The sequence below is a fragment of the Roseateles sp. T103 genome (assembly GCF_057219915.1).
The window spans coordinates 244,162-270,516 of the sequence record NZ_JBXVVS010000002.1; the positions used below are offsets into that span (position 1 = coordinate 244,162).

The window sequence follows — 26,355 nt, forward strand, 5'->3', positions numbered from 1 at the left end:
ATCACTCCGGTTTGAGCCCGCGCGCCGCATCGGCGCCTCCATCCCACATTCGCCTAGTCTCAATGAGAAGACGGGCATGGGCCCGCAAGGCCTCGATGCGTGCGGCCTGTGCGGTGTTCTTTGCTTCCAGCGCCTGGCGCCGGGCCATCAGCAGCGCTTGCACATCGGCTTCGCCAGCGGCGTAGGCCTTCTGCGTCAACGAGGCGATCTCCTCCAGGGCCTGGGATGCGTGATGCGCCTGCTGCCAGCGCTGGGTGCTGCTGCTGAGGTCCTGCGTCAGCATGGCCAGCTGCAGCTCGAGCTCGCGGCGTTGTTGTTCGAAGCCGACCAGGGCCATCTCCTGCTGTTGCAGGGCCTGGCGCGCCGCTTGCTCGCGGTAGCGGCCCGAGAGTGGAATGCTCAGGCTGAGGCCGGTCACTCGCTCGCTACCGCCCGCCTCAGAGGAGGTGAACACGCCGATGGTGGGGTCGGGCACACGATCGGCTCGAACGCGCTGTGCGGTCAGGCGAGCCTGCTCCAGCACCTGCGCAGCAGCCACAAGTCGTGGGTGCGCTTCAGCTGCGGCGCTTGCCGGACCAAGATCGGCCAGCTGCGTCGGGTTGGCCAATGCCTCACCCTGCAGTGTGAGACCTGGGTAACGGTGCCGCAGCGCCGCCTCGGCCCGCGCGGCAGCAGCCTGCGCCAGTGCCTGCTGTCGTCGCATCTCGCTGACATCGCTCTCGGCTAGGCGCAGCTCCAGCCGTGCCGCATCGCCGGCCTTGTGGCGCAAGCTGACGGCGCGTAGGTTCTCCTCGGCCAGGCGCAGCTGGTCGGCGAGCAGCTGCTCGCTCAGCTGAGCGCCGCGCCAGTCCAGCCAGCTCTCCAGCAGGCGCAGCGCGGCCTCGGTGTGCGCGATGGCCAGCTGGCTCTGCGCCAGCGCCTCGCTGCTGTCGCCAAGCCGGCGGTCCAACTCGGCCTTGCCGCCGATGCGCAGCGTGCGCTCCAGCGAGGCCGACCATTCGCGCTGGCTGGGCGCAGCGTCGATGCGCCGACGCTGCACATTGCTGCCCACGGTCCACTCATAGCTGCCCTGGCGCTGCATGGCCGCACCATGGCGGGCAGCCTCGAGCGCATGGCGGGCCTGCATCAGCAGCGGATCCTGCTCGATCGCAGCCAGGGCCGCGTCCTCGGCGGGCAGTCCCGGAATCGACGCCGTTGCGGCAGTGGCCAGCGCGGCCAGGCTCGCCAGCAAGGCGCCAGCCAGCGCGCGGGTCAAGGGGCTGAGTCGGTGATGTCGCTTCGATGTCATCGGATCTCTCCTTCCCGGGCCAGCGGCGTGGCCCAGTAGCGCAGCCCGGTGCCGGCGAAGCTCTCGCGCAGCGCCTGCAGCAGGCGGTTCATCTCGTCGGTGCTCACCAGGATCTGCACCTGCACCGCGCGGCTGCGGCCCAGCACCTGTTCGGTGGCGTCGAGCCGGCCGTGTGCGGTGCCGTGGCTGAAGGTCGGCGTGCTGGTGAACACCTCGTTGCCGGCCGTGGTCAGCAGCGTGTCCAGCAGCTTCTCCTCGATATCCGGCGGGCTGATCAGGGTCAGGCAGTACTCAGGCATGGCGAAGCTCCTCGGCCTGGGCGCGCTCGGCCGGCGATTGGCCGAAGCGCAGATAAAGAATCGGCAGCAGAATCAGCGTCAGCGCGGTGGCGGTGATCAGGCCGCCGATGACGACGATGGCCAGCGGGCGCTGGATCTCCGAGCCCGGCCCGGTGGCGAAGAGCAGCGGGATCAGGCCGAAGGCGGTGATCGAGGCCGTCATCAGCACCGGACGCAGCCGCCGCCGCGCGCCCTGCACGACGCAGTCGCGGATCGCCAGCCCTTCGGCATGCAGCTGGTTGAAGTAGCTGACCAGCACCACGCCGTTGAGCACCGCGATGCCCAGCAGCGCGATGAAGCCCACCGAGGCCGGCACCGACAGGTACTCGCCGGTGAGCCACAGCGCGACGATGCCGCCCACAAGCGCGAAAGGCACGTTGCTGAGCACCAGCAGTGCCTGCCGCACCGAGCCGAAGGTGCTGAACAGGATCACGAAGATAAAGGCCAGCGACAGCGGCACCACCAGCGTGAGGCGCGCCGCTGCGCGCTGCTGGTTCTCGAACTGCCCGCCCCAGGCGACGCGGTAGCCGGTGGGCAGCCTCACCTGCTCGGCCACCTTGGCCTTGGCCTCCTCGACGAAGCCCACCAAGTCGCGGCCACTGACATTGGCGATCACCACGCCGTAGCGGCTACCCATCTCGCGGTCGATCTTCACCGGGCCGCTGGCGCGCTCCAGCCGCGCCAGAGTCTGCAGCGGCACGCTCTGGCCGTCGGGCGCGGTGATGCGCAGCGCGGCGAACTCGGCCGGCGAGAAACGCACGCCTTCCGCACCGCGCAGCAGGATGGGAACGCGGCGGTTGCCTTCGATCACCGTGCCGGCGCGCTGACCTTCCAGCTGCACGCGCAGCGCGTCCTGCACATCCTCGACGCTGAGGCCGTAGCGGCCCGCGGCCTGCCGATCGACAAGCACGCGCAGGTACTGCACGCCGTCGTTGGCCACCGTGTAGACATCCTGGCTGCCAGGCACGCTCTTCACCAGCGTCTCGATCTCGGCGGCCAGGCGGTTCAGCGTGGCCAAGTCGGGCCCGAAGACCTTGATCGCCACGTCGCCGCGCACGCCGATGATCATCTCGGAGACGCGCATGTCGATGGGCTGCGTGAAGCTGTAGGCCACGCCGGGCAGCTCGTCCAACACCGCGCGGATCTTGTCCTGCAGCGCCTCCTTATTTGGCACTTGCCACTGCTCGCGCGGCTTCAGCACCAGAAAGGTGTCGGTCTGGTTCAGCCCCATCGGATCCAGACCGATCTCGTCTGAGCCGGCGCGCGCCACCATGCCGCTGATCTCAGGCACCTGCGTGAGCAGCGCCTGGTGGATGCGCAGGTCCAGTGCGGCAGTCTGATCCAGGCTGATCGACGGCAGCTTCTCGATGCCAATGATCATGTCGCCCTCATCCATCGTTGGCATGAAGGTCTTGCCCACCAGCAGGTAGACGCCCGCTGCCAGCGCCAGCAGCGCGCCTGCGGCGGCAAAAACGACGCGCTGGCGGCGCAGCGCCCAGGCCAGCAGAGGCTCGTACAGGCGCGCCAGCTGGCGCGGCAGCCAGGGGTCCTCGTGCGCGCCGGCCTTGATCAGGTAGGACGAGAGCACCGGGATTACGGTCAGCGAAAGCAGCAGCGATGCCGCCAGCGCGAACACGATGGTCAGCGCCACCGGCACGAAGAACTTGCCTTCCAGCCCCTGCAGCGTCATCAGCGGCAGGAACACCACCACGATGATCAGCACGCCGGCGGCCACCGGCGCCGCCACTTCGCGCACCGCGCGGAAGACGATGTGCAGGCGCGGCAGCCGCTCCTTGCCACGTTCTTCGCCGAGCTGCTGCACCACGTTCTCGACCACCACCACCGCGGCATCGACCAGCATGCCCAGCGCGATGGCCAGGCCGCCCAGACTCATCAGGTTCGCGGACATGCCTGTGGCGCGCATCAGGATGAAGGTGGCTAGCGCCGACAGCGGCAGCACCATAGCTACGGTAACAGCCGCGCGCAGATTGCCGAGGAAGGCCCCAAGCAGCACCAGCACCAGCACTGTGGCCTCTAGCAGCGCCTTGGAGACCGTGCCCACCGCCTTCTCGACCAGGCTGGCGCGGTTGTAGAAGACCTTGAGCTCGACGCCCTCGGGCAGCGTGGCCTTGAGCTCATCGAGCTTGCGCGTGACGCCTTCGACCACCTTCTGCGCATTGGCACCGGCCAGGCCCAGCACCAGGCCCTGGACCGCCTCGCCCTTGCCATCCTTGGTGACAACGCCGTAACGCGTCACACTGCCTTCGCGCACAGTGGCTACGTCGCCCAGGCGCACCGCCTGGCCGCGATCGTTTCGCAGCATCACCGCGCGCAGATCCTCGGCGTCGCGGATGCTGCCTTCGCTGCGCACTAGCAGCACCTCCTCGCCTTCAGCGAGGCGGCCGGCACCGTCGTTGCGGTTGTTGGCTTCGATGGCCACCTTCAGCTGCGCGGTGGACAGACCCAGTGCGGCGAGCTTGGCCGCATCGGGCACGACCTCGAAGCTGCGCACCTTGCCGCCTAGCGAGTTGACGTCGGCCACGCCGGGCACGCCGCGCAGCGCGGGACGTATCACCCAGTCGAGCAGATTGCGGCGCTCCTCCAGCGACAGGCCCTCGCCCTCGACGGTGAACATGAACATCTCGCCCAGCGGCGTGGTGATCGGCGCCATGCCGCCGGCCAGGCCGGGCGGCAGCTGGTCGCCGATGCCGGCCAGGCGCTCGGACACCTGCTGGCGCGCCCAGTAGATGTCGGTGCCGTCCTCGAAGTCGATGGTGACGTCGACGATGCCGTACTTGGACACCGAGCGCAGCATGCGCTGGCGCGGGATGCCCAGCATCTCCACCTCGATGGGCAGCGCGATGCGGCTCTCGATCTCTTCCGGCGTCATGCCTGGCGCCTTCAGGATGATTTTCACCTGCGGACTGGAAACGTCCGGAAAGGCATCGATGGGCAGGTTCTTGAACGCGTACCAGCCGGCGCCGCCTAGCAGCAGGCTGGCGAGCAGCACGAAAAGGCGCTGTGCCAGCGCAAATTGAACAAGTCGTGCCAGCATCTCATTCGCCCCCGCCCTTGCCCAGCCAGGCGGCCTTCAGCGCCACCACCGAGCCGACGGCGAGCTGCTGTCCGCTCTGCAGCAAGGGGCTGGTCACGAGCAGTTGCTCGCCGGCGCCCGACTGCAGCTCGACCGGCGTCGCCACGAAGCCCTGCGCGCTGCGCACGAAGACATAGCTCCTGCCCTCGTGCCGTACCACCGCAGCCTGTGGCAGCGCCCAACCCTGCTGGCCCGCGAGCGGCACACGCACCTGCAACGCCTCGCCGACGCGCAGACCCGCGCCGCCTCGCGTGACCTCCGCGCGCAGCGCCAGTGTCTGGTTCTCGGCCAGCAGAGGGGCCACGCTCAGCACTCGCGCCGCGATATCGCGGTCCACGGCGCTGAGCATGCTGCCGGCAGCGAGGCTCGAGGCCTGGCGATCGGCCGGTAGCTGCACTTCCAGCCACAGCTTGCGGGTATCGACGAGGCGAGCCAGCGGCTCGGCAGACTGCACGCGCTGGCCGGGCTTCACCTCCAGTCGGGTCACGATACCGGCGCTGCGCGCCCGCAGCAGCAGCGCATCCTGCAGTGCGCCGCCCTCGGCGACGCGCCGCAGCAGGGCGTCGTCGGCGCCGGCCAGGCGGAGCGCGGCCTCGGCCTGGGCCTGGCGCGATCGATCCTCGGCCGCCTGAGCCTCGGCCTCCAGCACGCGGCGCTCAGGCACGATGCCATCGGCCAGCAACGCACGTTCGCGCAGCAGTGCCTTTTGCGACAGCCGCGCCTTGGATGCCGCTTCGGCGAGCCGCAGCTGCAGCTCGCCGAACTCGGGGCTGACCAGGCGCAGCAGCGGCTGGCCGGCCTTCACGGCCTGGTTCTCGGCTACCAGCAGCTGGTCCACCGTGCCGGACAGCGGTGCGCTGCTCATCTGCTCCTGGCTGGGCGGCAGCACCACGCGCGCCGGATAGGCCGGGCCCGCCGAGGTGACCGGCCGCTCCAGGCGCAGCAGCCGCACATCGAGCGACTGAATCTGCGCAGCACTGAACTTGAATTCGTCGGCGGCTTGCGCCGGGCTTAGGACCGCGGCAGCGGTCAGCATTGCAGCAGCGCACGATAGCGCCGCCCGCTTGAGAGTGAAGGGCATGAAGAGAAACTCCGTGAAGGCTGGCGCAGCGATGCCGGCTGCGCCGCTGAAGGCATCAGGCGAGGGACGACGACGCTTCAGGCGCGCTGTGGAGGTGCGCGGCTTTCAGGGAGGAGCTCATGCCAGGAAACAGGTGCAGGGTCGCTCTGTTCGCGGCTTACACCACGCAGAGAAAGGCCCGCTGGAGCTGTCTCGTTCAGCTCGGGCCAGACCAGTGCGAAGAGCGCGTAGGCACCGAGGCCGGCGAACTCGTCACACTGCAGCATCCGGGCCTCGCTGCGGACTGCCGTATTTGAGTGAAAGAGGGCCGAGTCCTGTGCCTCACGCGCGCAAAGCACATGAGGGCTTAGGGAAGGAGATCCCGTGCTGACCAGCGTCAGGTGCGCCGCATCGACACCGGAGTCGTGATGATGCCGGTGCAGCGGTGAGCCGATCTGATCGAAGGCAATCAGCAGGACGAGCAGCCAACGCAGCAGCCAAACACCGCGGGCGGCGGCGATCTGGCTGAGTCTGCGCTGTGCGGTCATCTGCAGCTAGCTGGGTTTGCGGTGGATTCCGATTGGAAACGCTGAAGCTTTGGCTTGGCTTAAGAAGCCGTCAAACAACACTCCGGTAACTATATAAGTAAACGCAAATCTTTGCTGATGGCCGCTGTCGGGGCTCAAGCCGCTGCAGCGCCATGCAGCCAATCTGAGCGTCAGGTTTGCCGCATCCGCCGAATGCCGCTAGTATTGTAATAGATCAATTACTTAACCGGCCTCAGCGACCATGAGCGTACGAATGCCGACCGAAGAGCGCCAAGCGGAGATCATCGCTGCAGCTCTGACACTGGCCAGAGAGCGCAGCCCCGCTCAGATCACGACAGGCGACATTGCCGAGGCGATCGGCCTGACGCAGGGTGCGCTGTTTCGGCACTTCCCCAGCAGGGACGCGATCTGGTTGGCGGCGATGCAATGGGTTCGCGAGGAACTACTGAAGCGGATCGAAAGCGCTGCCGCAGCTGCAGCTGGACCGATGGATGCGCTGCACGCAGTCTTTGCTGCCCACGTGGATTTCGCCGCCAGCCTGCCCGGAGTACCGCGACTGATCTTCCATGAGCTTCAGCAGCCTGCCGATTCCGCGACCAAGCGAGAGGTGCGCAGCCTCTTGCAGCACTATCGCAAGCTTCTTGTCCACTTGCTCGTGAGCGCGGCCGACCAAGGCGAAGCTGAACGCGAGCTCGACACTGATTCAGCTGCGACGATGTTCATCGGCTTGATTCAAGGCCTGGTCATGCAGTCGATGCTGGCCGGCAGAACCAGCGGAATGCGCCAGCAGGCTGAAGGCCTTTTCAGGCTCTTTCGCCGTTCACTGGGGACAACACGATGAGCATCAAGACGATCACAAGCAAGAAGCTCACGCTCGGCCTGCTCGCTCTCGTGCTTGCCGGCTTGATGTCTGTTGTCGCACTCCGTGTGGGTCCTCTATCGCCAGTACGCGTTACGACGACACAGGCAACGCACGGCAGAGTCACAGCCCAGCTTTTCGGTATCGGCACCGTCGAGGCGCGGCGCAGCATACCCCTGGGCCCCACTGCGGCGGGTCGTGTCAAGAACCTGCTGGTAGACGCGGGGGATGTCGTGCAAGCGGGTCAGACACTCGCAGAAATGGATCCGGTCGACCTGGACGAGCGCCTGCGCGCGCTGACAGCTGCAATCGAGCGAGCGCATAGCGGCATTCGCGCAGCCGAGGCGGGTCTGCAGGATGCTCGCGCCAGGGAAGTGTTGGCCGAAGCAAGCACCCGCCGTTACGAAGACCTCGCCGCACAGAACTTCATCAGCGCCGGGGCGGTCGAGGCCCGTCAGCAGGAGCGGACCTCGGCACGCGCGGCTTCGAGCATGGCTGAGGCCAACCTTTCCGCCGTGAGACAGGATCTTCAGAGGCTCATTGCTGAACGCGAAGGGCTGCAGCGTCAACGCGGGCAGTTGCGCCTGATCGCACCGCTGAATGGCCTTGTCGCCAGCCGCGATGCCGAGCCTGGCGCAGCCGTGGTAGCCGGACAGGCCGTGCTGCGCGTCATCGACCCAATGTCGCTATGGGTCAAGGTACGTCTGGATCAGGGGCGTTCTCAAGGCCTGGCCCTGGGGCTGCCGGCGAGCATTGTCTTGCGATCACGCCAGGGCACGCCATTGAGCGGCAAGCTCGCAAGGCTAGAGATCCTTAGCGACAGCGTCACCGAGGAGCGCATTGCGCAGGTGGAATTCGATGCCATCCCGCAAGGCATCAGCATTGGCGAGTTGGCCGAGGTGACACTATCGCTGCCTCCTACGGCCGAGACTCTTGTGCTACCCAATGCAGCGATACGACGACACCAGGGCAAGCAGGGCGCTTGGCTCATTGATGAGGGCCGGCTGCGATTCGTTGTGCTTCGTCTGGGCGCCACCAGCCTCGACGGCAAGGTGCAAGTGCTGGAAGGCTTGAGCAAAGGCCAGACTGTCGTTGTGCATAGCGAACGCGAGCTGTCAGAAGGCCAGCGCTTCAAGCAGGTGGAGTCCTTGGGTGGCAAGGGAACCCGCTCATGATCAGCCTGGCCGGTCGCGACATCCTTCACTCCTGGGGCAAGTTCGTCCTGACGGGCGTCGGCCTGGGCCTGCTGATCGGTGTGACGCTGACCATGGCCGGTGTGTACCGCGGCATGGTCGATGACGCCCGAGCACTGCTGGACAACAGTGCGGCCGACCTATGGGTCGTGCAGCAGGACACTCAGGGCCCCTATGCGGAGTCATCCAGCCTGAGGGACGATGTGGTGCGCTCAGTTTTGGGCCTGTCTGGCGTGGCCACTGCGGCCAACATCACCTACCTCACCATGCAGGTACGCTCTGTGGACAGCGCTGCCAACAAAGAGGTTCGCGCCATGGTGGTCGGCTTCGAGCCCGGCCAGCCGGGCGAGCCTGGGTATTTGATCGCCGGCCGTCGAATCACGCGAAGTCACTACGAAGCGGTTGCAGATGTACGGACCGGATTCTCGCTGGGCGAACGCGTGCGCATCCGCCGCCATGACTACACCGTGGTCGGCCTGACCCGACGCATGGTGTCCTCGGGAGGTGACCCGATGGTATTCATTCCGCTCAAGGACGCGCAGGAGGCGCAGTTCCTGAAGGACAACGACGCGATCCTCAACGAGCGCGTACGTACGGTCAGCAATCCGGCCCTGAGTCGGCCCGGCCTACCTGGCTTGGCTGAAGCCGTACAGACATCGCAGGCCAGCAACCGCAACGTCAATGCCATCCTTGTACAGGTCCGAGCCGGAACGGATGTCGAGTCCGTAGCCGCGGTCATCCGTCGCTGGAAGCACTTGGAGGCTTACACCCGCGAGCAGATGGAGGAGATTCTCATCGCTAAGGTGATCTCGAATTCGGCGCGTCAGATAGGCATGTTCCTGGTCATTCTTGCCATGGTCAGCGCCGCCATCGTTGCCTTCATCATCTACACGATGACCTTGGGCAAGATCCGTGAGATCGCGGTGCTGAAGCTGATCGGAACGCGCAATCGGACCATTGCAGGCATGATCCTGCAGCAGGCGCTGGGCTTAGGCTTGATCGGATTCTTGGTGGGCAAGATCGCCGCAACCTTTTGGGCGCCTGCGTTTCCCAAATACGTGCTGCTCGAAACCGGCGATGCCGTGCGAGGTTTCGCCATCGTCATGTTGATCTGTGCGCTGGCTAGTACGCTGGCGATCCGCGTCGCGCTCAAGGTCGACCCCGCTGCGGCCATTGGAGGCTGACATGGCCGCGAGCATGGGCATCAGGATCGAAGGCCTGCGCAAGCGCTACGGCGAGGGTGACACGGCAGTCGATGCGCTCACCGACGTCAATATGTCAGTGCAGCCCGGCGAGGTGGTGGGCCTGATCGGCCCTTCGGGCTCGGGCAAGAGCACCTTGCTGAAGTGCCTTGGTGCCGTCATCGAACCTACCGCAGGTCGTATGACCATCGGCGCCGAGACCATCTATGAGCAGGGATGGAAGATCAAAGATCTGCGCACGCTACGTCGCGACCGGATCGGGTTCATCTTCCAGGCGCCCTACCTGATTCCATTTCTCGACGTCACCGACAACGTGGCCCTGCTGCCCATGCTCGCCGGCCTACCTAATGGACAAGCGCGGCAGCGAGCACGCGAGTTGCTGGCGGCGCTTGATGTCGCGCATAGAGCCAACGCCATGCCTTCGCAACTTTCTGGGGGCGAACAGCAGCGCGTCTCGATTGCCCGGGCACTCGCCAACCGTCCGCCAGTCATCCTGGCGGACGAGCCAACCGCGCCGCTGGACAGCGAACGCGCCCTCGGTGTGGTCAGGCTGCTCAATCAGCTCGCCAGCCAGTACCACGCTGCGATCATCGTGGTGACGCATGACGAGAAGATCATTCCAACTTTCAAGCGCCTGTATCACATCCGCGATGGCAAGACCTACGAGGAAGCTGGCCTAGGTCGATCAGTGGACTGACGCTCAGGGCAGACTACGCGCGTGAGCCAGATCAAGGCAAGAAGTTCAAGTGCTCATATGCTCTTGGGCACCATGAGGCCGCAACCCGCCCACCGTCGCGCAAGCATCTGGCTCACGGTGCTGGCGCTGTTGCTGAGCGCCCTGGCGCCGCTGCTGGCCCATGCGCTGACGACGCAGCGTCAGGGGGAGGCGCGCGTCGAGGTCTGCACTGCCAGCGGCATGGTCTGGCTCGCCGCCGATCAGGGCCAGGACGAATCGCCCGACGCGTCTGACGAAGGCGCACCCGCGCGCAGCATGCCGACAGACTGCGCCTGGTGTCTGCTGCATCACCATGGCGGCACGCAGGCGCTGCCGCCGCCGCAGACTTCCATCAGCCTCGGCGATGCCGCTCGCCCACCGCTGGCCGCATTCCGGCCGGAGCCGCTGGCCGGCAGCCCGGTCTGGCATCCCGCCCAATCCCGCGCCCCGCCCCTGAGCCGCTAAAACCGTTTCGAGCGCCTCGCCGCGAGGCGCGCCCCTGGTTCACCGATTCAGGAGCTTCGATGCCCCGACTTCCCCATTCCTGCCTTGCGCCGGCCAGGCCCGGGCAGCACCTGCCGCGCCGACGACGCGCACTCGCCTGGCTCGCCGCCGGCATCGCGCTGCCGCTGGCCGGCTGCGACCAGCTGCTGTCCTCGGCACGCAGCAAGCTGAGCGCCTTCAAAGGCGTGGACATCACCGGCGCCAGCTACGGCCGCGACTTCGCGCTGACCGACTTCGATGGCCGCCGGCGGACCCTGGCCGACTTTCGCGGCAAGGTGCTGATGCTGTACTTCGGCTTCGTGCAGTGCCCGGATGTCTGCCCGACCGCGCTCACCCGCGCCGCCGCGGTGATGCAGGCACTCGGCCCTCAGTCAGCCGATCTGCAGGTCGTCTTCGTCACCGTCGACCCCGAGCGCGACACGCCGGCGCTGCTGCGCGAGTACATGAAGGCCTTCCATCCGAGCTTTCTGGCGCTCACCGGCAGCGCCGACGAGATCAGGAAGACGGCCGACGAGTTCAAGGTCTTCTACCAGAAGGTGCCCACCGGCAGCAGCTACACGATGGATCACACGGCGCTGTCCTACCTGTTCGACCGCCAGGGCCGCCTCCGCGTCGCGCTGCGCCACGAGCAGACGGTCGATGACTACACCGCCGACATCCGCGTGCTGCTGGGTGAAGCGGCCAGCTGAACGCAGGCCGCCCACCAGCTCTGTGCGCAAGCACGCAATCAATCAAGCAAGCAAACAAGGAATCCCCATGAAAGCACTGTTCGCCACCGGCCTGCTGGCCCTTGCCTCAGCCGCCTGGTCGCAGACCACGGTGAAGATCGACGACCCCTGGGTGCGCGGCACCGTCGCCGCGCAGAAGGCCACCGGCGCCTTCATGCGCCTGACACCCTCGACCAACGCCCGGCTGGTGGCCGCGCAGTCCAGCGTGGCCGGCGTGGTCGAGATCCACGAGATGGCCATGGTCGACAACGTGATGAAGATGCGCCAGATCCCGGGTCTGGACCTTGCCGCCGGTCGCGGCTTGGACCTCAAGCCCGGCGGCTACCATGTCATGCTGATGGAGCTGAAGCAGCAGCTCAAGGGCGGCGACATCGTCCCCATCACGCTGGTGTTCGAAGACGCGGCCGGCAAGCGCTTCACCCAGGACATCAAGGCGCCCGTCGCGGCGCTTGGCGGCGGCAATGCCATGGGCCACGGCGTCGCCAAGCACTAAGCCACCCCTCCTGCAACTCAATCCCTCGACAAAAGGAATCAAGCATGAACTCCTCCCTGCAGATCCTGCGCCGCGGCGCGCTCTTCGCTGCGCTGGCCTGCGCCGCCAGCCTGTCCATCGCCAAGAACGTGCCTGGCGACGGCGCCATCCCCGTGGTCGAGCTGATGCCGCTGACCATGCGCTACGAGGCCGATCTGAAGCTTTCCGCCGAGCAGATCAAGTCGCTCGACGATTACCGCAAGCAGGCCATGCCCGGTCGTGTCGCGCTGCAGAAAAAGATCCTCGAATTGCGCGGTCAGCTGCGCCTAGCCATCCTGGACAACAAGCCAGATGCCGAGCGCGAAGCTCTGATGCGGCAGATCGCCGACGCGGAGATCGAGCACTTCAAGGGCCGCAGCCGCTGCGCCGAGCACCTGCGCAGGACCCTCAGCGCCGAGCAGTTCGCCCAGCTGAGCAAGCTGTATCTCGACGGGCTGCGCTGAGCGCTGACGGCGGCTCGGCAGACGCCGCCCGCCGAAGACTCCCAAGCCTTGCAGTCACGCCACCGCAGATGACAGCAGCATCAGGCTGCGCCAGGTCAGGCCGGTTTATCGCCTTCATGCAGACCTTTGCCAGGACTTCAGCAGTCTCCGGTCCACCGGTCTGGCACATGGATCGATCTCTATGCATCCTCTTGGCTCCTCAACTAGATGGGAGACCATCATGGGAACCACGGGCAATGCGACTCATCCTGAGCCCTGGAACAAGGGCAAGATCGTCGGGCAGAAGGCGCCCTTCAAGCTGAAGGACATCTGGGCGCTGCGCATCCGACTTCAGATGCAAGGTCGGGTACGCGAACTGGCGCTCTTCAACCTCGGCATTGATAGCAAACTGCGCGGATGTGACCTTGTGGCGCTCAGAGTCAGGGACGTATGCCACGGAGATCAGATGGCGACGCGTGCGATCGTCATGCAGCACAAGACTCAACGCCCCGTGCAATTCGAGATCACGCAGGCTGCAAGGGATGCCTTGCATGCATGGATCAGGCAGGCCGGTCTGAAGCCAGAGGACTATCTCTTCCCCAGTCGGCTCCATCGATCGCCTCATCTGGGAACCAGACAGTACGCGCGAATCCTCGGCCACTGGGTCGACGAACTGGGCTTGGATCGTGCCGACTACGGAACACATTCCATGCGAAGAACAAAAGCGACTTTGATCTACCGTCGCACAAAGAACCTGCGCGCTGTGCAATTGCTGCTTGGGCACGCCAAGCTGGAGTCCACTGTCAGGTATCTGGGTATCGAGGTCGACGACGCCCTTGAGATTTCGGAACAGACAGAGATTTGATTGTCTCGGAGCCGCTCTGCGCGGCAGTGGTGTCGGCGCAGCCATCAGAGGCGGCCATATGAGGCGGAGTCGAGCCGGTGCCCTCGGCCGACTCGCTCCATCGACTCCTGCGTCCTTCGTCGCGCGAGTGGAGACGCACCCGGGGTGTGTCTCGCTCTGTGGGGTCGCACGGGATCACTAGCAGTCATTCAAGTCTTGAGCAGCCGACTGTCCGGTGCAGGCTGAAGCGGTCACTGGGCGGTCAAGAACCGAGCGACTGCTACCAGCCTGAAGCGCCACTTGCTTGGCGAGCGACCTCTGTGCAGCGGGCACTTCGTCCGCGGCGAACAGCTTGTCTCGCGCTCCGGGACTGGCGCTCGGCGTCGTCGATGGCTTCAGCGGCCCTTCGGCTGAAGTCAGGCGGCAGCCAGCAGAAGCGTCGGCGGCTGGTGGAGGCGTTCACAATGAAGGCGTCCTTCACTTGTTCGAGTGCTTGCCTAGTTTTCATCATGGATAAATTCTTGCTGCAGCGGCACGTGCTGGAACGGCTCGGCGAAGACCTGCTTCGAGCCGAGCATGGGGCGCGGACGGCGCATGAGACGGCGACACACGAGGAGAACATCGCCGAGAACAAGTACGACACGCTGGGTCTTGAGGCCTCCTACCTGGCCACCGGCCAGGCTCGCCGCGCCGAAGCCATCCGCCAGGCGATGAGCCATTGGCAGCAATTCCGCCCACGCGCCTACGATGCCAGCCAAGGCATTCAGCTTGGCGCGCTGGTCAGCCTGCTCGATGCCGATGACAAGCAGCAGCTGCTCTTCCTCGGCCCGGATGGCGGCAGCATGAAGCTGCTGTTGCCGAGCAGCGCCCAGCACGTTCAGGTCATCAGCTGCGCGTCCCCATTGGGCCAAGCCATGCTGGGCAAGCACGAGGGCGATGAGGTGTCGATCCAGGTCGCTTCAGTCCAACAGCGATTCGAGGTACTGCGGGTTGATTGAGCCGCACACAGCGCCCTTGCCCGCGGGCTCGCCGATGCCGCGGCTCTATACCTTCCGTCGCTGCCCCTACGCGATGCGCGCACGCATGGCGCTGCTGAAAGCCGGGCGGGCCTTCGAGGCGGTGGAGGTCAGCTTGCGCGACAAGCCAGCCAGCCTGCTGGCCTTGTCGCCCAAGGCGACGGTGCCGGTGCTGCAGCTGCCGGACGGCAGCGTGATCGACGAGAGCTGGGAGATCATGCGCTGGGCACTGACTGCGCCCGATGCGCAGGGCTGCTGGGCGCGCGCACAGACAGCGGCGAACCTCGACCTGCTGCAACGGAACGACGGCGCCTTCAAGCATCATCTGGACCGCTGGAAGTATCCGCAGCGCTACGCGGCTGAGCCCAGCGCGCCGGAAGCGCACCGCGACTGGGCAGTGGACGCGCTGCTGCGGCCACTGCAGGCACGTCTGCATGGCGCGCCCTACCTGGGCGGCGCCACGCCATGCGCCACCGACTTGGCCGTGTTCCCCTTCGTCCGTCAGTTCGCCGCGGTGGACCCGGAATGGTTTGCAGGCCTGGACTTGGCGTCGGTACGGGCTTGGCTGGGCGGCTGGCTCCAAGACCCGCTGTTCTCTGCTTGCATGTACAAGATGCCCGCGCAAGGTGCGCATCGCTTTCCGCCGCTGTGAGCCTGGCTTGGCTGTCGGTCGATCCAATCTTGAGCCGGAGACCAAGCGCCGGTTGGAGCTGACGCGCTTGCTTGCCCGCCCCTGCGGCGGTCGATTGGCAGCATTCGCGAGGCGTCTGGATTCGTCCACGGAACAGACCCCGGCCCCACTTGGCCGACAATCGCCGCTTCGCAAGAACCCCACTCCCACCGAACATGAGCCAGATCCCCCTGCCCGACCGCCTGTCCGTCGATCCGCGCAGCCCGCATTTCAACAAGGCCATCATGGAGCAGCAGGCCGAGATCGGCATCCGCTTCAACGGCAAGGAGCGCAAGGATGTCGAGGAGTACTGCATCAGCGAAGGCTGGATCAAGGTGCCGGCCGGCAAGGCGGTGGACCGCCGCGGCCAGCCGCTGACCATCAAGCTCAAAGGCACGGTCGAGGCCTATTACGCCTGATTGCCCCTGATCGCGCCTGATTGCGCCTGAGCGGCACGCCTGCGCGCAAGGCCGCCGGGCTGCACGCATGAAATGCCCATGAGCCAGATCTATCTCGCGATCAAGCACGCGCACATCGGTCTGGTGGGCCTGAGCGGCACGCTGTTCGCCGCCCGCGGCCTGGGCGTGATCGCCGGCGCCGACTGGCCCATGCAGCCGCTGGCGCGGCGCCTCAGCGTCGCGATCGACGTGCTGCTGCTGGCCGCCGGCCTCACGCTGTGGATCCTGCTCGGCCTGCATCCGCTGCACCACAGCTGGCTGGGTACCAAGCTCGCGCTGCTGCTGCTCTACATCGTGCTCGGCTCGTTCGCGCTCAAGCGTGCGCCGACACGCGGCGGCAAGAGCGCCTGCCTGATCGCCGCGCTGGCGCTGTTCTGCTTTATGGCCTCGGTGGCGCTGGCGCACCACCCGGCCGGCTGGTTCGCGCGATTCAGCGCTGCCTAGGCGGTACTGCCGTTTCGGCCTCGCGCAAGAGCTGCTCGATCAGCGCGTCCTTCTCGGCCCACTGCATCTCGATCCATCGCCCGGTGAGCACCAGCAGCCGGCGGTCCTGCTGCGGGTCGCCGCCGACCAGTTCGGCAGGGATAGGCCGCGGCTGAACGCGCACGATCACGCGACCGACCTCACCGCAGAGCAGGTGCCAGAAGGTCGGCCGGCCATCGGGGTAGACCAGGGTCACGTCGAGCAGGGCCTCGAACTGCTCGCCCATCGTCGCCAAGGCCACACTCAGCGCGCCGATCTTGGGCTTGAGCAGATGACGATACGGTCCGTTCTGCTGCGCATGCTTGGCCTCGGTGTAGCGCGTGCCCTCGACGAAGTTGATCACCGTGGTGGGCAGCTTCTTGAACTTCTCGCAGGCCTTGCGCGTGGTCGCCAGGTCGGCCGCCTTGGCGCCGGAGCTGCGGCCGCGCTTCATGAAGGGGAAGTCCAGTGCCCACCAGCACAGCCCGATCACCGGCACCCAGATCAGCTCGTGCTTGAGGAAGAACTTGAGGAAGGGAATGCGGCCGTGGAAGACGCGCTGCAGCACCAGGATGTCCACCCAGCTCTGGTGATTGGGTGAGACCAGGTACCAGCCGCGCTGGTGCAGGCCCTCGATGCCCTGCACGTCCCAGGGCGGGTTGCCGACGGCCACGATCCAGGCGTTGTTGATCGCCACCCAGCCGCTAGCGATGCCGCTGATCAGGCGCGTGCAGAACAGGCTGACCACCGGAATGGGCACGAGGAGCTTGACCAGCGAGGGCAGGATGATCAGCGCAAAGCCAAGCAGGGTGCTGAGGCCGAGCAAGGCCGCAGCGATCACGCCGCGCACCGCGGCTGGAAGCATCTTGAGCATCGGGAACGATCAGCAGGCGCTGTTGGGACAATATGGCAGGCTCGCATCATCGCCCATGCAGTGGCGCGCACGGTTGCCGGCGGTCAAGGTGAGCCCTGGCCGCCGATCGCGCTCAGCCCGCACCGAGCAGCAAGGCAAACCGGTAGGTGAGCAAGCTGCCCAGGTAGGCCAGCGCGAACAGGCCCAGCGCCAGCGCCAGCACGAAGCGCCAGCTGCCGCTTTCGCGCCTGATCGTGGCCAGCGTCGCGAGGCATTGCGGCGCAAACACATACCAGGCCAGCAGCGACAGACCGGTTGCCAGGCTCCACTGCGCGCCGATCAGCGGCGCCAGCGTGCCAGCGGCCTCGTCGGCGCCAGTCTCGGCCAGCGCATAGACCGTGGCCAGCGCGCTCACCGCCACCTCGCGTGCGGCCATGCCGGGCACCAGCGCCATCGAGATCTGCCAGTTGAAGCCGATCGGCTCGAACACCGGCGCCATCGCGCGACCCAGCTGCCCGGCCCAGCTGGCCTCGATAGACGGCGTGCCGTCCGCGCCAGCGGGGAAGCTCGCCAGCAGCCAGATCAGCAGCGACAGCAGCAGGATGATCGAGCCCACGCGCTTGATGAACACCACAGCCCGCTGCCACAGGCCCAGCGCCAGGTTCTGCAGCCGCGGCCAGTGGTAGCTGGGCAGCTCCATCATCAGCGTATGCGCCTGCATGCCGCCGCCATAGCGCTTGAGCAGCCAGGCCAGGCCGGCAGCACCGACGATGCCAGCCATGTAGAGCGCGAAAAGCACCAGCCCCTGCAGTTCGACCCAGCCGCCGGCCAGCTCGCGCCTGGGGATGAAGGCGGCTATCAGCAGCGCATACACGGGCAGCCGTGCCGAGCAGGTCATCAGCGGCGCCAGTGCCATCGTCACCAGGCGGTCGCGCGGACTGGCGATGCTGCGCGTGGCCATGATGCCGGGGATCGCACAGGCGAAGCTGGACAGCAGCGGGATGAAGCTGCGCCCCGACAGGCCCAGGCTGCCCATCAGCCGGTCCAGCAGCCAGGCCGCGCGCGGCAGATAGCCCGACTCCTCCAGCACCAGGATGAAGAAGAACAAGATCAGGATCTGCGGCAGGAAGACCAGCACCCCGCCCGCGCCGGCGATGACGCCATCCACCAGCAGGCTGCGCAGCCAGCCCTCGGGCAGCCCCGCGGCGATCTGCTGGCCCAGCCAGCCAGCGCCCGCCTCGATCGCCTGCATCGGCGCCTCGGCCCAGGAGAACACCGCCTGGAACATCAGGAACAGCAGCAGCACCAGCAGCAGCGGCCCCGCGACCGGATGCAAGACCACCGCGTCGATGCGGTCGCTGCCGGTCTGCGGCAGCTCCTGCGCCAGTCCCAGGCGCTCGAGCATGGCCTGCACGCGCAGGTGGTCGCCGGACTCGTCGTCCACCCCGGTCGGCACTGGCGGCACGCGCCAGAGATCCGGCCCATCGAGCAGGCCACGCAGTTCGTTCACGCCGTCGCCGCTGACTGCCACCAGGCGCAGCACCGGCACGCCCAGCTCGCGCGCCAGCGCGGCAGCGTCAATCTTCAGACCGCGCGCCTCGGCGACATCGGCCATATTGAGCAGCACCACCATCGGCAGGCCCAGGCGGCGCGCCGCCAGCACCAGGCGCAGGTGCCGCCGCAGATGGCTGGCATCGACCACGCACAACAGCAGGTCGGGCCGCTTCTCGCCTCTGGCCTGGCCACGCAGCACATCGACGGTGACGCGCTCGTCGGGGCTGCGCGGATAGAGGCTGTAGGCGCCGGGCAGGTCGAGCAGGCGCAGCGTCTTGCCGGCCGTCGTGCTGAAGCGCCCCTCCTTTCGCTCCACCGTGACGCCGGCATAGTTGGCCACCTTCTGGTGGCTGCCGGTCAGCCGGTTGAACAGCGTGGTCTTGCCGCAGTTCGGGTTGCCCAGCAGGGCCACCAGCGGCCCGCCGCGGTGCACATGGACCACGGCGTCCTGACGGACGGCGCTCATGCCGGCTGCACCACCGGCTCGAGCTGCACACAGCGCGCTTCGGCGCGGCGCAGGGCAAAGCGGCTGCCCTCCACCGCGATCACCAGCGGGTCGCCCCAGGGCGCGCGGCGCAGCAGCGCGACCTCGGCACCGGGCACGAAGCCCAGGTCCTGCAGCTGCCGCTGCCATTCGGGCTGGGCCGGCGGCGCGACGACGCGCTGGACACGGGCACGCGCGCCGCTGGGCAGCTGGTCCAGCGTAGGCGGATCGGAAGCGTCGCGGCCGCGGCTGCGCTCGGGAACGGGATACATGGAGGCATCTTAGCCACGAATGCGAACGTTTCGCATTTGGAGGCCTCGCCTGCCCTTGTCCCAGCGCAAGGATTGCGCGATTGCGTGCTCAGCTCTGGGTCGTCGCCTGCAGTTCCTCGGCCAGGCGGGAGAACAGCTGGTCGGCCTGGGCGGTGTCGAAGTCGCTGTGGTAGTGCTTGCGCACGCCCAGCTCATGCAAGCGCACATGCCGGGTGGGCGCCAGCCCCTGCGTGGCCAGGCAGGCCTTGGCGCAGGCCAGCACGCAGCCATCCAGCGCAAGGATGGGGCGACCACCGTGCGCCGCCTCTCGCGCCTTGCGCACGAGATTGGGCACGCCGCCGCCGACACCGGCGATACAGGACATTTCGGCCAGCCCGGCACGGTCCAGACGTACGGCCAGATGGTTGGCGAGCTGGGCCGCGTCGGAGCAGCCAGAACAGCTGTAGACCAGGGGCAAGGGCGGTCGCTTCGCGGTCTCGTTCATGAGCTCATGGTCGGGCCATCCAGGCCGGCGCGACTTGCTCTCGCTCAAAAGCTATATTTTTTATATTGCTTTCTGAGAGGCGCGCACCCAGAATAGTTGTACTTTCAATGCACCTTATTATCGCGACCCATGCTGGACAACACCGCAAGCGCCATCGAGATCGATGCCCGATTGATTCCAGGCCCTCAACGGCATGCCACCATCCTTTCAGCCTTCGCCTCGCTGTCGCCGGGCCAGGCGCTGGAACTGATCACCGACCATGAACCTCGCCCTCTGCGCGCCGAGTTCATCGCCCAGTGGGGCCATCAGCAGGACTGGCAGACCCTGGAGCAAGGCCCGGCGCAATGGCGCAGCCGCATCACCCGGCTGGCCGCCCGGGGCTGCTGCGGCTCTTGTGGCGGCGGCGGGCACTGAGGCCGCGGGAGTTGACATGAGCAGCGTCTTCGTTCCCCTGCAAGAACCGCGGCCGGTGCAGCGCGGCGGCATCGCGCTGTGGCAGCTTGGCTTCCGCCCCTTCTACCTGCTCGCCGCGGCTTTCGCGGCTCTGAGCGTGCCGCTATGGGTGCTGCAGTTCAGCGGCGTGCTGCAGCACGGCTGGCTCAAAGGCGCGGCCTGGCACGGCCATGAGATGGTCTTCGGCTATGCGCTGGCGGTGATCGTCGGCTTTCTCTTCACTGCCGGCCGCAACTGGTCCGGCCAGCCCACGCCCACCGGGGGCGCGCTGATGGCACTGGCCGCGCTGTGGGTGAGCGCAAGGCTGCTGGTGCTCTCGCCCTGGCCCTGGGCCTCGCTCGCGCTCAACATGGCCGTGCCCTGGCTGGCCGCCTGGGGGCTGTGGCGGGCGCTGCATGCCGCCCAGAACCGGCGCAACTACTTCTTCGTCGGCCTGCTGGTCGCGATGGGCCTGGCCAGCGGCGCGCTGCATCTGCACCTGATGGGGCATTTGCTCCTGTCCGATGCGTGGCCCGCTGATCTGGCCGGCGGCCTGGGCCTGCCACTCGGCCTGGACATCGTGCTCTTCATGATCGCGGTGATGGCCGGACGCATCGTGCCGATGTTCTCCAACAATGGTGTGCCCGGCATGCAGTCCAGGCGCGATCCGCGTGTGGAGAAGGCCGCACTGGGCAGCGTGCTGACGCTGATGGCGCTGGACGCCCTGGGCGTGCGCGGGCCTGTGCTGGCCGCCGCCCTGCTCGTCGCGCTGATCGCGCACCTGTGGCGCCTGCTGCTCTGGCAGCCCTGGAAGACGCTGGGCAATGCGCTGGTCTGGGTGCTGCACGCCGCCTATCTGTGGCTGCCTGTGCACCTGGGGCTGCGCGCCGCGGCCGAGCTGGGCTGGATCGCGGCCGGGCCGGCCACCCACGCGCTGACGCTCGGCGTGATCGGCCTGATCACCTTGGGCATGATCACGCGTACCGCGCTGGGCCACACCGGCCGGCCGCTGCGCGCCGGCCCGCTCGAGCAGGGCGCCTACCTGGCCATGCTGGGCGCTGCGCTCGTGCGAGTGCTGCTGCCCTTGCTCTGGCCGGCCAGCCTGATGCTGGCGGTGCAGCTGTCCGCCGCACTGTGGACCCTGGCCTTCGCGCTCTACCTGTGGCGCTATGCACCGATACTGATGCGCCCCCGCTTGGACGGGCAGCCAGGCTGAACGAGAGGAACGATTCGATGCGACTGACCACGATGACCGACTACGCGCTGCGCCTGCTGATCCACCTCGGCCGCAACCCGGAGCGGCTGTGCACCACGGCGGAAGTGGCGCAGGCCTACGGCATCTCGGAGGCACATCTGACCAAGATCACCCATCAGCTGGGTCTGGGCGGCTGGATCACCACGGTGCGCGGCAAAGGCGGCGGCATGAAGCTCGCGCTGGCGCCCGAGGACATCCAGCTCGGCGAACTGGTGCGCAGCATCGAGCCGGACTTCTATCTCGTCGAATGCCTGGGCGAGCTCAATGCCTGCACGCTCACCGGCCAGTGCCGACTGACCGGCATCTTCAACAAGGCCCTGGCTGCGTTCCTCGAGCAACTGGATGCCCATACCTTGGCCGAGCTACTGCCAACGCCGCGCCTGGCCGCACGAGCGCGAGCCGTGGCCCAGCCAGTCACCATGGCGCACCCGCAACGCGGCCGCCGCGCGCACGATGCCCCCGACACCTGAACCTACAACGCCCGTCTCCTTCTCGCTCTACGCCGCCGAAGCCAAGGTCTATCCCCGCTCGGTCAGCGGTCGCTTCACCAACTGGCGCTGGATCTTCGTTGCGCTGACCCAGCTCTTTTTCTACGGTATGCCCTGGCTGCAGTGGAACGGCCGCCAGGCCCTGCTCTTCGACCTCGAGGCACAACGCTTCTATGTGCTTGGCCTGGTGCTCTATCCGCAGGACTTCATCTACCTGGCCACGCTGCTGGTGCTCAGTGCGCTGGCGCTGTTCTTCTTCACCGCAGTGGCGGGACGGCTGTGGTGCGGCTACAGCTGCCCGCAGACCGTCTACACCGAGCTCTTCCTGTGGATAGAGCGCCATACCGAGGGTGACCGCCAGGCGCGCATCAAGCTCGACGCCGCAGCCTGGGGCTGGGACAAGCTCTGGCGCAAGGGCGCAAAGCAGGGCGGCTGGCTGGCATTGGCTTTGTTCACCGGCTTCACCTTCGTCGGCTACTTCACGCCGATACGCGAACTCGGCTCCAGCATGGGCGCCTTCGCGCTCTCACCATGGGAGCTGTTCTGGGTGCTGTTCTATGCCGGCGCCACCTACGGCAATGCCGGCTATCTGCGCGAGCAGATGTGCAAGTACATCTGCCCCTATGCGCGCTTCCAGAGCGCACTGATCGACGCCGACTCGCTGATCATCAGCTACGACGCCAAGCGCGGCGAGCCGCGCGGCGCGCGCTCGAAGAAGAGCGCCGATCTGCTCGCCCAAGGCGTGGGCGACTGCGTCGACTGCACGCTGTGCGTGCAGGTCTGCCCCACCGGCATAGACATACGAAAGGGCCTGCAAAACGAGTGCATAGGCTGCGCGGCGTGCATCGACGTCTGCGACCAGGTGATGGACAAGATCGGCGCACCGCGCGGGCTCATCCGCTACGCCACCGAGAACGGCATCAGCAAGGGCTGGACCCGCGCGCAGATGCTGCGCCGCGCGATGCGACCGCGCGTGCTGCTCTACGGCGCGACGCTGGCGCTGCTGGCCGGCGCGATGGGCTGGAGCATCGCCAATCGCGAAGCCTTGCTGATCGACGTCATCAAGGACCGCAACACACTGGCCCGCCAGGTCGAGGACGGTGCCATCGAGAACGTCTACCGTTTGCAGCTGATGAACCGAAGCGAGCAGCCGCTGCGCCTGCAGCTCGGCGTTGAGGGCCTGCCCGGCCTGCGGCTGACCGGCGCCAGCAGCGAACTGAGCGTGCCGCCGGCCAGCATCCACACCGTCACGGTGCAGCTTCGCCTGCCCTACAGCCCCAAGCTCGCAGCTGGAGCGCACCCGGTGCAGCTGCGCGCGCAGGACCTCGACCGCACGGGCGTGAGCTACGCCTCCAAGGCCAGCTTCTACCTGCCGCGCTAGTGGCGCGGGGCGCACGATGGCAGCAGCGGCCCGCCTCGCCCCACATCGGCCGCTGTTCATCGCCGCGGCGCTGGTCTGGCTGAGCGGCGCAGCCTGGTGGTGCTGGCGGCTGATGGCCGATAACAGTCCGGGTCTGCTGCCGCCGGTACCGCTGCATGCAATGCTGATGGGCCTGGGCTTCATGCCGCTGTTCATTGCCGGTTTCGCCTTCACCGCGCCGCCGCGCTGGCTGGGGCTGGAGCCACCCGATGGCCGCCTGTCGATCGCGCCAGCTGTGGCAGCGGCCGGCGGATGGGTGCTGGTGATTGCGGCCGATCTGTGGCACTGGCCAGCGCTGGCCAGCGTCGGGCTGCTCGGCGCGAGCCTGGCCGTGCTGGCCTGCGCTGGCGCACTGCTGCGCCTGTGCCTGCTGCCGCAGGCGCGCCGCTCGCCCCACGCGCAGGGCATTGCCGCAGGCCTCGCCGTCATCGGCCTGGCGTTGCTGATTGCAGCCAGCGCGCCGCTGGACCTCGCGCGACTGGCTCTGGCCACGCGGCTGGGCCTGGACTTCGGCGTGACCGGCGTGTTCGCGCTGGCGCTGCAGCGGCTGACACCGTTTCTGCATGCCCTGGGCCGACGCGCCGCCGGACTGTTCATGCTGCTGCTCGTCGGCTTGCTGATCCGCGCCCTCCTCGCGATCACACCGAGCATCCCCGCACTCAGCCTGCTGCGCTGGCCGGGCATGTCCTACCTGGCCCTGCTCGCCGCCCTGCTGCTACGTGACTCCTGGCAGCCGGCTCTGGCCCTGCCGCGGCGCACACCGCTGATCGCGCAGCTGCACCTGGGCTATCACTGGCTGGCTGTCGCTCTTGCCCTGCAGGCGCTAGCCAGCGCCGGCCTGGTCGAGCAGGCGCTGCCGAACCACGCGCTGTACCTGGGCTTCATGGGCACCACGCTGCTGGCCATGGTCAGCCGTGTCAGCGCCGTACAGCAGGGGCGCAGCGTCGCAGTGGACCGCATGCTGTGGGCGCTGCAGTGGCTGCTCCAGGCCACGCTGCTGCTGCGCATGGCTGCCGGCCTGTGGCCAAAGCGCGGCCTGCTTGTCGCTACCGCGGCCGGCTTCGCGATGCTCGCGATGGGCTGGTGCCTGCGCTACTTGCCCTGGCTGCTGAGCAGCCCTGCGGGGCGCAAGGCACCCAGGCCCTGAGCCCGGGGCTATGCCGCCGGCAAGAGCCTGGAGCGCAAGCCCGCCGAGAGCCATACCGCGCCCGGCTCGGCCAGCATGGCCCCGACGCCGGGCAGTTGCTCGCGCAGCCATTGTTGCGACTGCGCCTTGCCGGCGACCATCATGGCCGCACCCCACCCGTTGACGGCTTGCACGTCGCGCGCCACCAGGGCCAGGCCGCGCAGGCCCTGGCTGGGCTGGCCGCTGCGAGGATCGAGGATATGGTGATAACGCCGGCCGCCCAGATCGAAACCGCGTTCGTAATCGCCCGAGGCCGCGACAACGCCGCCGCTGAGCGCCAACACGCCCAGCAGTTGCTGCGGTGAGCGCGGATCGCGCAGGCCGATGCGCCAGGGCCGACCCTGCAATGTGCCGCTGCACAGCACGTCGCCGCCGCCGTTGATCAGCGCATCGGACACGCCATGCCGGTGCAGGGTACGCAAGCCCGCCTCCAGGATGGGGAGCTTGGCAATACCGCCCAGATCGAGACGCATGCCGGGTCGCCCCAGCCTCGCCGTGCCAGTCTGCGGATTCAGCTGCAGGCCCGGCGCACCAACCAGAGTGCGCTGCTTCGTCAGCTCTGCAGCGTCGGGCAGATGTGCCGGGCTGCCCGGTTCGAAACGCCAGTCGGCATAGGCGCCAACCGTCGCGTCGAAGCGTCCTCCGCTCAGTCGCGCCAGCTCTTGCGCCTGCTGCAGCACGGCCATCAGCTCAGGCGCCACCGGTACGGCCGCAGCGCCCGCCGCACGCGCCAGCAGGTTGACTTGGCTCGCGCTGCGGTAGCGACTCATCATCTCCGACAGGCGCAGCATCTCGGCCCAGGCCGCATCGAGCGCCTGGGTACGCAAGCTCGCGTTGGAATGCTCAACAACGATGTCGATCTGCGTGCCCATCAACGGCGCGGAGCTGCGCTGCACCGCAGCGCCAACCGCGCCATGCGCCAGCGCCGCACGCGGCAGCAGCACACAAGCCAAGGCGCCCAGGGTCAGCGAACGACGCCGCGACGAAATCGATGCCGCCATGCAGACCTCAGCGCGACTGCGCCACCATGAAATCCACCGCCGCCTTGACTTCGTCGTCCGTCAGCGAAGCGGCTCCGCCGCGTGCCGGCATCATGCCCTTGGCGCCCGTGTAGCCCTCGATGGCGTGCTTGTAGAGCACCTCGTTGCCCTGGGCGATGCGCGGCCCCCAGTCAGCCTTGTCGCCAGGCTTGGGTGCACCCGCGACGCCGGCCGCATGACACATCGCGCAGGTCTTGCCATAGACGCTCTTGCCCACGGAGTTCTCCGCTGCAGGGGCCGGCGCAGGCGCTGCGGCCTGGTGCGGCGGCGCTGCCGGCGCTGCAGGGGGCGTCTCGCTCTGTTTGCCGCAAGCAGCAAGCAGCAGCGCCGACGCCAGCATCAGAGCGCTGGGAATTTGCATCTTCTTCATAGGAGCCTTTCGAACGTTGTACTGGCTGGGATGCGCACATTCTGGACGGCAGCTCGTTCGTTCGCCAGCTAATTGTTCTATTTTTCATACATCTTTTATCCATTGCTGGCTCGTCTGACGCAGATCAACGTTGGAGACACATCGACTGTTGAACATCCGCCTGCCTAATTAGTTGATCGCTCACCGTGACGCTCTCCATCGCTCCCATCCGCTCGCGCATGCCCCGCCGCTGCGCCTGGGTGCTGTTGGCGCTGCTGATCAGCTGGTCGCTGGCCTACGCGGCACCCCTGATTCGCCCCGCGACGCTGGCTACGGTCTGCTCATCGCTCGGGCCCATGCGCATCGTCGACATCGAGAGCGGCCTTGCCGTCGAAGACGGAGCTCTCGACCCACGCGGCGCTCCGGAGTGCGCACTGTGCCTAATTGATGAGCTGACCGCATTGCCATCCGGGCAAGACGAATCGTCGCAGCCGCCCCCGATCAACAAGGCCGTCAGTTGCGACGCATGGCTGTCGATTCACCCCGTCCCGACGCCAGCGCCCCAGGCGCGGGCACCTCCTGTTATCCATCGTGCAACCTAGAAG

The 26,355-nt window shown here is 67.2% G+C and carries 30 protein-coding genes; 19 read left to right on the top strand and 11 right to left on the bottom strand.

The window, feature by feature from the left end:
* Position 1: 1 nt before the first annotated feature.
* The 5 genes from AC2EBS_RS07555 to AC2EBS_RS07575 all read right to left on the bottom strand — a co-directional run bounded on the left by AC2EBS_RS07555 (position 2) and on the right by AC2EBS_RS07575 (position 6,328).
* Entirely contained in the window at positions 2-1,288 is a 1,287-nt protein-coding gene (locus AC2EBS_RS07555) for a TolC family protein (protein WP_484727776.1), read from the bottom strand.
* Complete coding sequence (locus AC2EBS_RS07560) at positions 1,285-1,587, bottom strand: DUF3240 family protein (protein ID WP_484727777.1); 303 nt, start codon at positions 1,585-1,587, stop codon at positions 1,285-1,287. Before AC2EBS_RS07560 ends, AC2EBS_RS07555 begins: the two co-directional genes overlap by 4 nt.
* Complete coding sequence (locus AC2EBS_RS07565; RefSeq protein ID WP_484727778.1) at positions 1,580-4,681, bottom strand: efflux RND transporter permease subunit; 3,102 nt, start codon at positions 4,679-4,681, stop codon at positions 1,580-1,582. The genes AC2EBS_RS07560 and AC2EBS_RS07565 overlap by 8 nt, the downstream gene beginning before the upstream one ends.
* Position 4,682: 1 nt before the next feature.
* Entirely contained in the window at positions 4,683-5,756 is a 1,074-nt protein-coding gene (locus AC2EBS_RS07570; RefSeq protein ID WP_484727779.1) for an efflux RND transporter periplasmic adaptor subunit, read from the bottom strand.
* Positions 5,757-5,878: 122 nt separating this feature from the next.
* Entirely contained in the window at positions 5,879-6,328 is a 450-nt protein-coding gene (locus tag AC2EBS_RS07575) for a hypothetical protein (protein WP_484727780.1), read from the bottom strand.
* Positions 6,329-6,581: 253 nt separating this feature from the next.
* Here AC2EBS_RS07575 and AC2EBS_RS07580 point away from each other — a divergent pair, with 253 nt between their 5' ends.
* The 13 genes from AC2EBS_RS07580 to AC2EBS_RS07640 all read left to right on the top strand — a co-directional run bounded on the left by AC2EBS_RS07580 (position 6,582) and on the right by AC2EBS_RS07640 (position 15,915).
* Positions 6,582-7,169, top strand: a complete 588-nt coding sequence (locus AC2EBS_RS07580) for a TetR/AcrR family transcriptional regulator (RefSeq protein WP_484727781.1) — start codon at positions 6,582-6,584, stop codon at positions 7,167-7,169.
* Positions 7,166-8,362: an efflux RND transporter periplasmic adaptor subunit gene (locus tag AC2EBS_RS07585; RefSeq protein ID WP_484727782.1), complete on the top strand. Its 1,197-nt coding sequence runs from the start codon at positions 7,166-7,168 to the stop codon at positions 8,360-8,362. Before AC2EBS_RS07580 ends, AC2EBS_RS07585 begins: the two co-directional genes overlap by 4 nt.
* Positions 8,359-9,564 carry an ABC transporter permease gene (locus AC2EBS_RS07590; RefSeq protein WP_484727783.1) on the top strand — a complete coding sequence of 402 codons (1,206 nt, stop codon included), beginning with the start codon at positions 8,359-8,361 and terminating at the stop codon, positions 9,562-9,564. The genes AC2EBS_RS07585 and AC2EBS_RS07590 overlap by 4 nt, the downstream gene beginning before the upstream one ends.
* Position 9,565: 1 nt before the next feature.
* Positions 9,566-10,279 (top strand): ABC transporter ATP-binding protein, encoded by a 714-nt coding sequence (locus AC2EBS_RS07595; RefSeq protein WP_484727784.1) that lies wholly within the window; start codon positions 9,566-9,568, stop codon positions 10,277-10,279.
* A gap of 72 nt (positions 10,280-10,351) precedes the next feature.
* Complete coding sequence (locus AC2EBS_RS07600; protein ID WP_484727785.1) at positions 10,352-10,762, top strand: DUF2946 family protein; 411 nt, start codon at positions 10,352-10,354, stop codon at positions 10,760-10,762.
* A 59-nt stretch (positions 10,763-10,821) separates the two neighbouring features.
* Entirely contained in the window at positions 10,822-11,490 is a 669-nt protein-coding gene (locus AC2EBS_RS07605) for an SCO family protein (RefSeq protein WP_484727786.1), read from the top strand.
* 67 nt (positions 11,491-11,557) lie between these two features.
* Positions 11,558-12,022 (top strand): copper chaperone PCu(A)C, encoded by a 465-nt coding sequence (locus tag AC2EBS_RS07610; protein WP_484727787.1) that lies wholly within the window; start codon positions 11,558-11,560, stop codon positions 12,020-12,022.
* Between the two features lie 44 nt (positions 12,023-12,066).
* Positions 12,067-12,504: a Spy/CpxP family protein refolding chaperone gene (locus AC2EBS_RS07615; RefSeq protein ID WP_484727788.1), complete on the top strand. Its 438-nt coding sequence runs from the start codon at positions 12,067-12,069 to the stop codon at positions 12,502-12,504.
* A gap of 220 nt (positions 12,505-12,724) precedes the next feature.
* Entirely contained in the window at positions 12,725-13,348 is a 624-nt protein-coding gene (locus tag AC2EBS_RS07620) for a tyrosine-type recombinase/integrase (RefSeq protein ID WP_484727789.1), read from the top strand.
* A 488-nt stretch (positions 13,349-13,836) separates the two neighbouring features.
* Complete coding sequence (locus AC2EBS_RS07625; protein ID WP_484728308.1) at positions 13,837-14,325, top strand: GreA/GreB family elongation factor; 489 nt, start codon at positions 13,837-13,839, stop codon at positions 14,323-14,325.
* Positions 14,326-14,341: 16 nt separating this feature from the next.
* Positions 14,342-14,995 (top strand): glutathione S-transferase N-terminal domain-containing protein, encoded by a 654-nt coding sequence (locus AC2EBS_RS07630; protein ID WP_484727790.1) that lies wholly within the window; start codon positions 14,342-14,344, stop codon positions 14,993-14,995.
* A 194-nt stretch (positions 14,996-15,189) separates the two neighbouring features.
* Entirely contained in the window at positions 15,190-15,432 is a 243-nt protein-coding gene (locus tag AC2EBS_RS07635) for a DUF3297 family protein (RefSeq protein ID WP_484727791.1), read from the top strand.
* A gap of 78 nt (positions 15,433-15,510) precedes the next feature.
* Positions 15,511-15,915, top strand: a complete 405-nt coding sequence (locus AC2EBS_RS07640) for a SirB2 family protein (RefSeq protein ID WP_484727792.1) — start codon at positions 15,511-15,513, stop codon at positions 15,913-15,915.
* Here AC2EBS_RS07640 and AC2EBS_RS07645 read toward each other — a convergent pair.
* The 4 genes from AC2EBS_RS07645 to AC2EBS_RS07660 form a co-directional block, all read right to left on the bottom strand.
* Complete coding sequence (locus AC2EBS_RS07645; protein WP_484727793.1) at positions 15,902-16,807, bottom strand: acyltransferase; 906 nt, start codon at positions 16,805-16,807, stop codon at positions 15,902-15,904. The two genes, AC2EBS_RS07640 and AC2EBS_RS07645, sit on opposite strands and share 14 nt — an antisense overlap.
* Positions 16,808-16,919: 112 nt before the next feature.
* Positions 16,920-18,806: a ferrous iron transporter B gene (gene feoB, locus AC2EBS_RS07650; protein ID WP_484727794.1), complete on the bottom strand. Its 1,887-nt coding sequence runs from the start codon at positions 18,804-18,806 to the stop codon at positions 16,920-16,922.
* Positions 18,803-19,096 carry a FeoA family protein gene (locus AC2EBS_RS07655; protein ID WP_484727795.1) on the bottom strand — a complete coding sequence of 98 codons (294 nt, stop codon included), beginning with the start codon at positions 19,094-19,096 and terminating at the stop codon, positions 18,803-18,805. The genes feoB and AC2EBS_RS07655 overlap by 4 nt, the downstream gene beginning before the upstream one ends.
* An 88-nt stretch (positions 19,097-19,184) precedes the next feature.
* Entirely contained in the window at positions 19,185-19,580 is a 396-nt protein-coding gene (locus AC2EBS_RS07660; RefSeq protein WP_484727796.1) for a putative zinc-binding protein, read from the bottom strand.
* Between the two features lie 129 nt (positions 19,581-19,709).
* Here AC2EBS_RS07660 and AC2EBS_RS07665 point away from each other — a divergent pair, with 129 nt between their 5' ends.
* The 5 genes from AC2EBS_RS07665 to AC2EBS_RS07685 are packed head-to-tail and all read left to right on the top strand — an operon-like array spanning position 19,710 to position 24,322.
* The gene (locus AC2EBS_RS07665) at positions 19,710-19,994 is read left to right on the top strand and encodes a DUF2249 domain-containing protein (RefSeq protein ID WP_484727797.1); all 285 of its coding nucleotides are present in this window, start codon (positions 19,710-19,712) and stop codon (positions 19,992-19,994) included.
* A gap of 16 nt (positions 19,995-20,010) precedes the next feature.
* Positions 20,011-21,228 (top strand): NnrS family protein, encoded by a 1,218-nt coding sequence (locus AC2EBS_RS07670; protein ID WP_484727798.1) that lies wholly within the window; start codon positions 20,011-20,013, stop codon positions 21,226-21,228.
* 17 nt (positions 21,229-21,245) lie between these two features.
* Positions 21,246-21,737, top strand: coding sequence for an RrF2 family transcriptional regulator (locus AC2EBS_RS07675; protein WP_484727799.1), 492 nt, complete (start codon positions 21,246-21,248; stop codon positions 21,735-21,737).
* Entirely contained in the window at positions 21,721-23,136 is a 1,416-nt protein-coding gene (gene ccoG, locus AC2EBS_RS07680; protein WP_484727800.1) for a cytochrome c oxidase accessory protein CcoG, read from the top strand. The genes AC2EBS_RS07675 and ccoG overlap by 17 nt, the downstream gene beginning before the upstream one ends.
* A 16-nt stretch (positions 23,137-23,152) precedes the next feature.
* Positions 23,153-24,322: an NnrS family protein gene (locus tag AC2EBS_RS07685; RefSeq protein WP_484727801.1), complete on the top strand. Its 1,170-nt coding sequence runs from the start codon at positions 23,153-23,155 to the stop codon at positions 24,320-24,322.
* Positions 24,323-24,330: 8 nt separating this feature from the next.
* Here AC2EBS_RS07685 and AC2EBS_RS07690 read toward each other — a convergent pair whose 3' ends face one another.
* Positions 24,331-25,362 carry an FAD:protein FMN transferase gene (locus tag AC2EBS_RS07690; RefSeq protein ID WP_484727802.1) on the bottom strand — a complete coding sequence of 344 codons (1,032 nt, stop codon included), beginning with the start codon at positions 25,360-25,362 and terminating at the stop codon, positions 24,331-24,333.
* Positions 25,363-25,369: 7 nt separating this feature from the next.
* Complete coding sequence (locus AC2EBS_RS07695; RefSeq protein WP_484727803.1) at positions 25,370-25,771, bottom strand: c-type cytochrome; 402 nt, start codon at positions 25,769-25,771, stop codon at positions 25,370-25,372.
* A 185-nt stretch (positions 25,772-25,956) separates the two neighbouring features.
* On the opposite strand from AC2EBS_RS07695, the gene AC2EBS_RS07700 reads away from it, so the two are divergent.
* Positions 25,957-26,352 (top strand): hypothetical protein, encoded by a 396-nt coding sequence (locus AC2EBS_RS07700; RefSeq protein WP_484727804.1) that lies wholly within the window; start codon positions 25,957-25,959, stop codon positions 26,350-26,352.
* Positions 26,353-26,355: the final 3 nt, after the last annotated feature.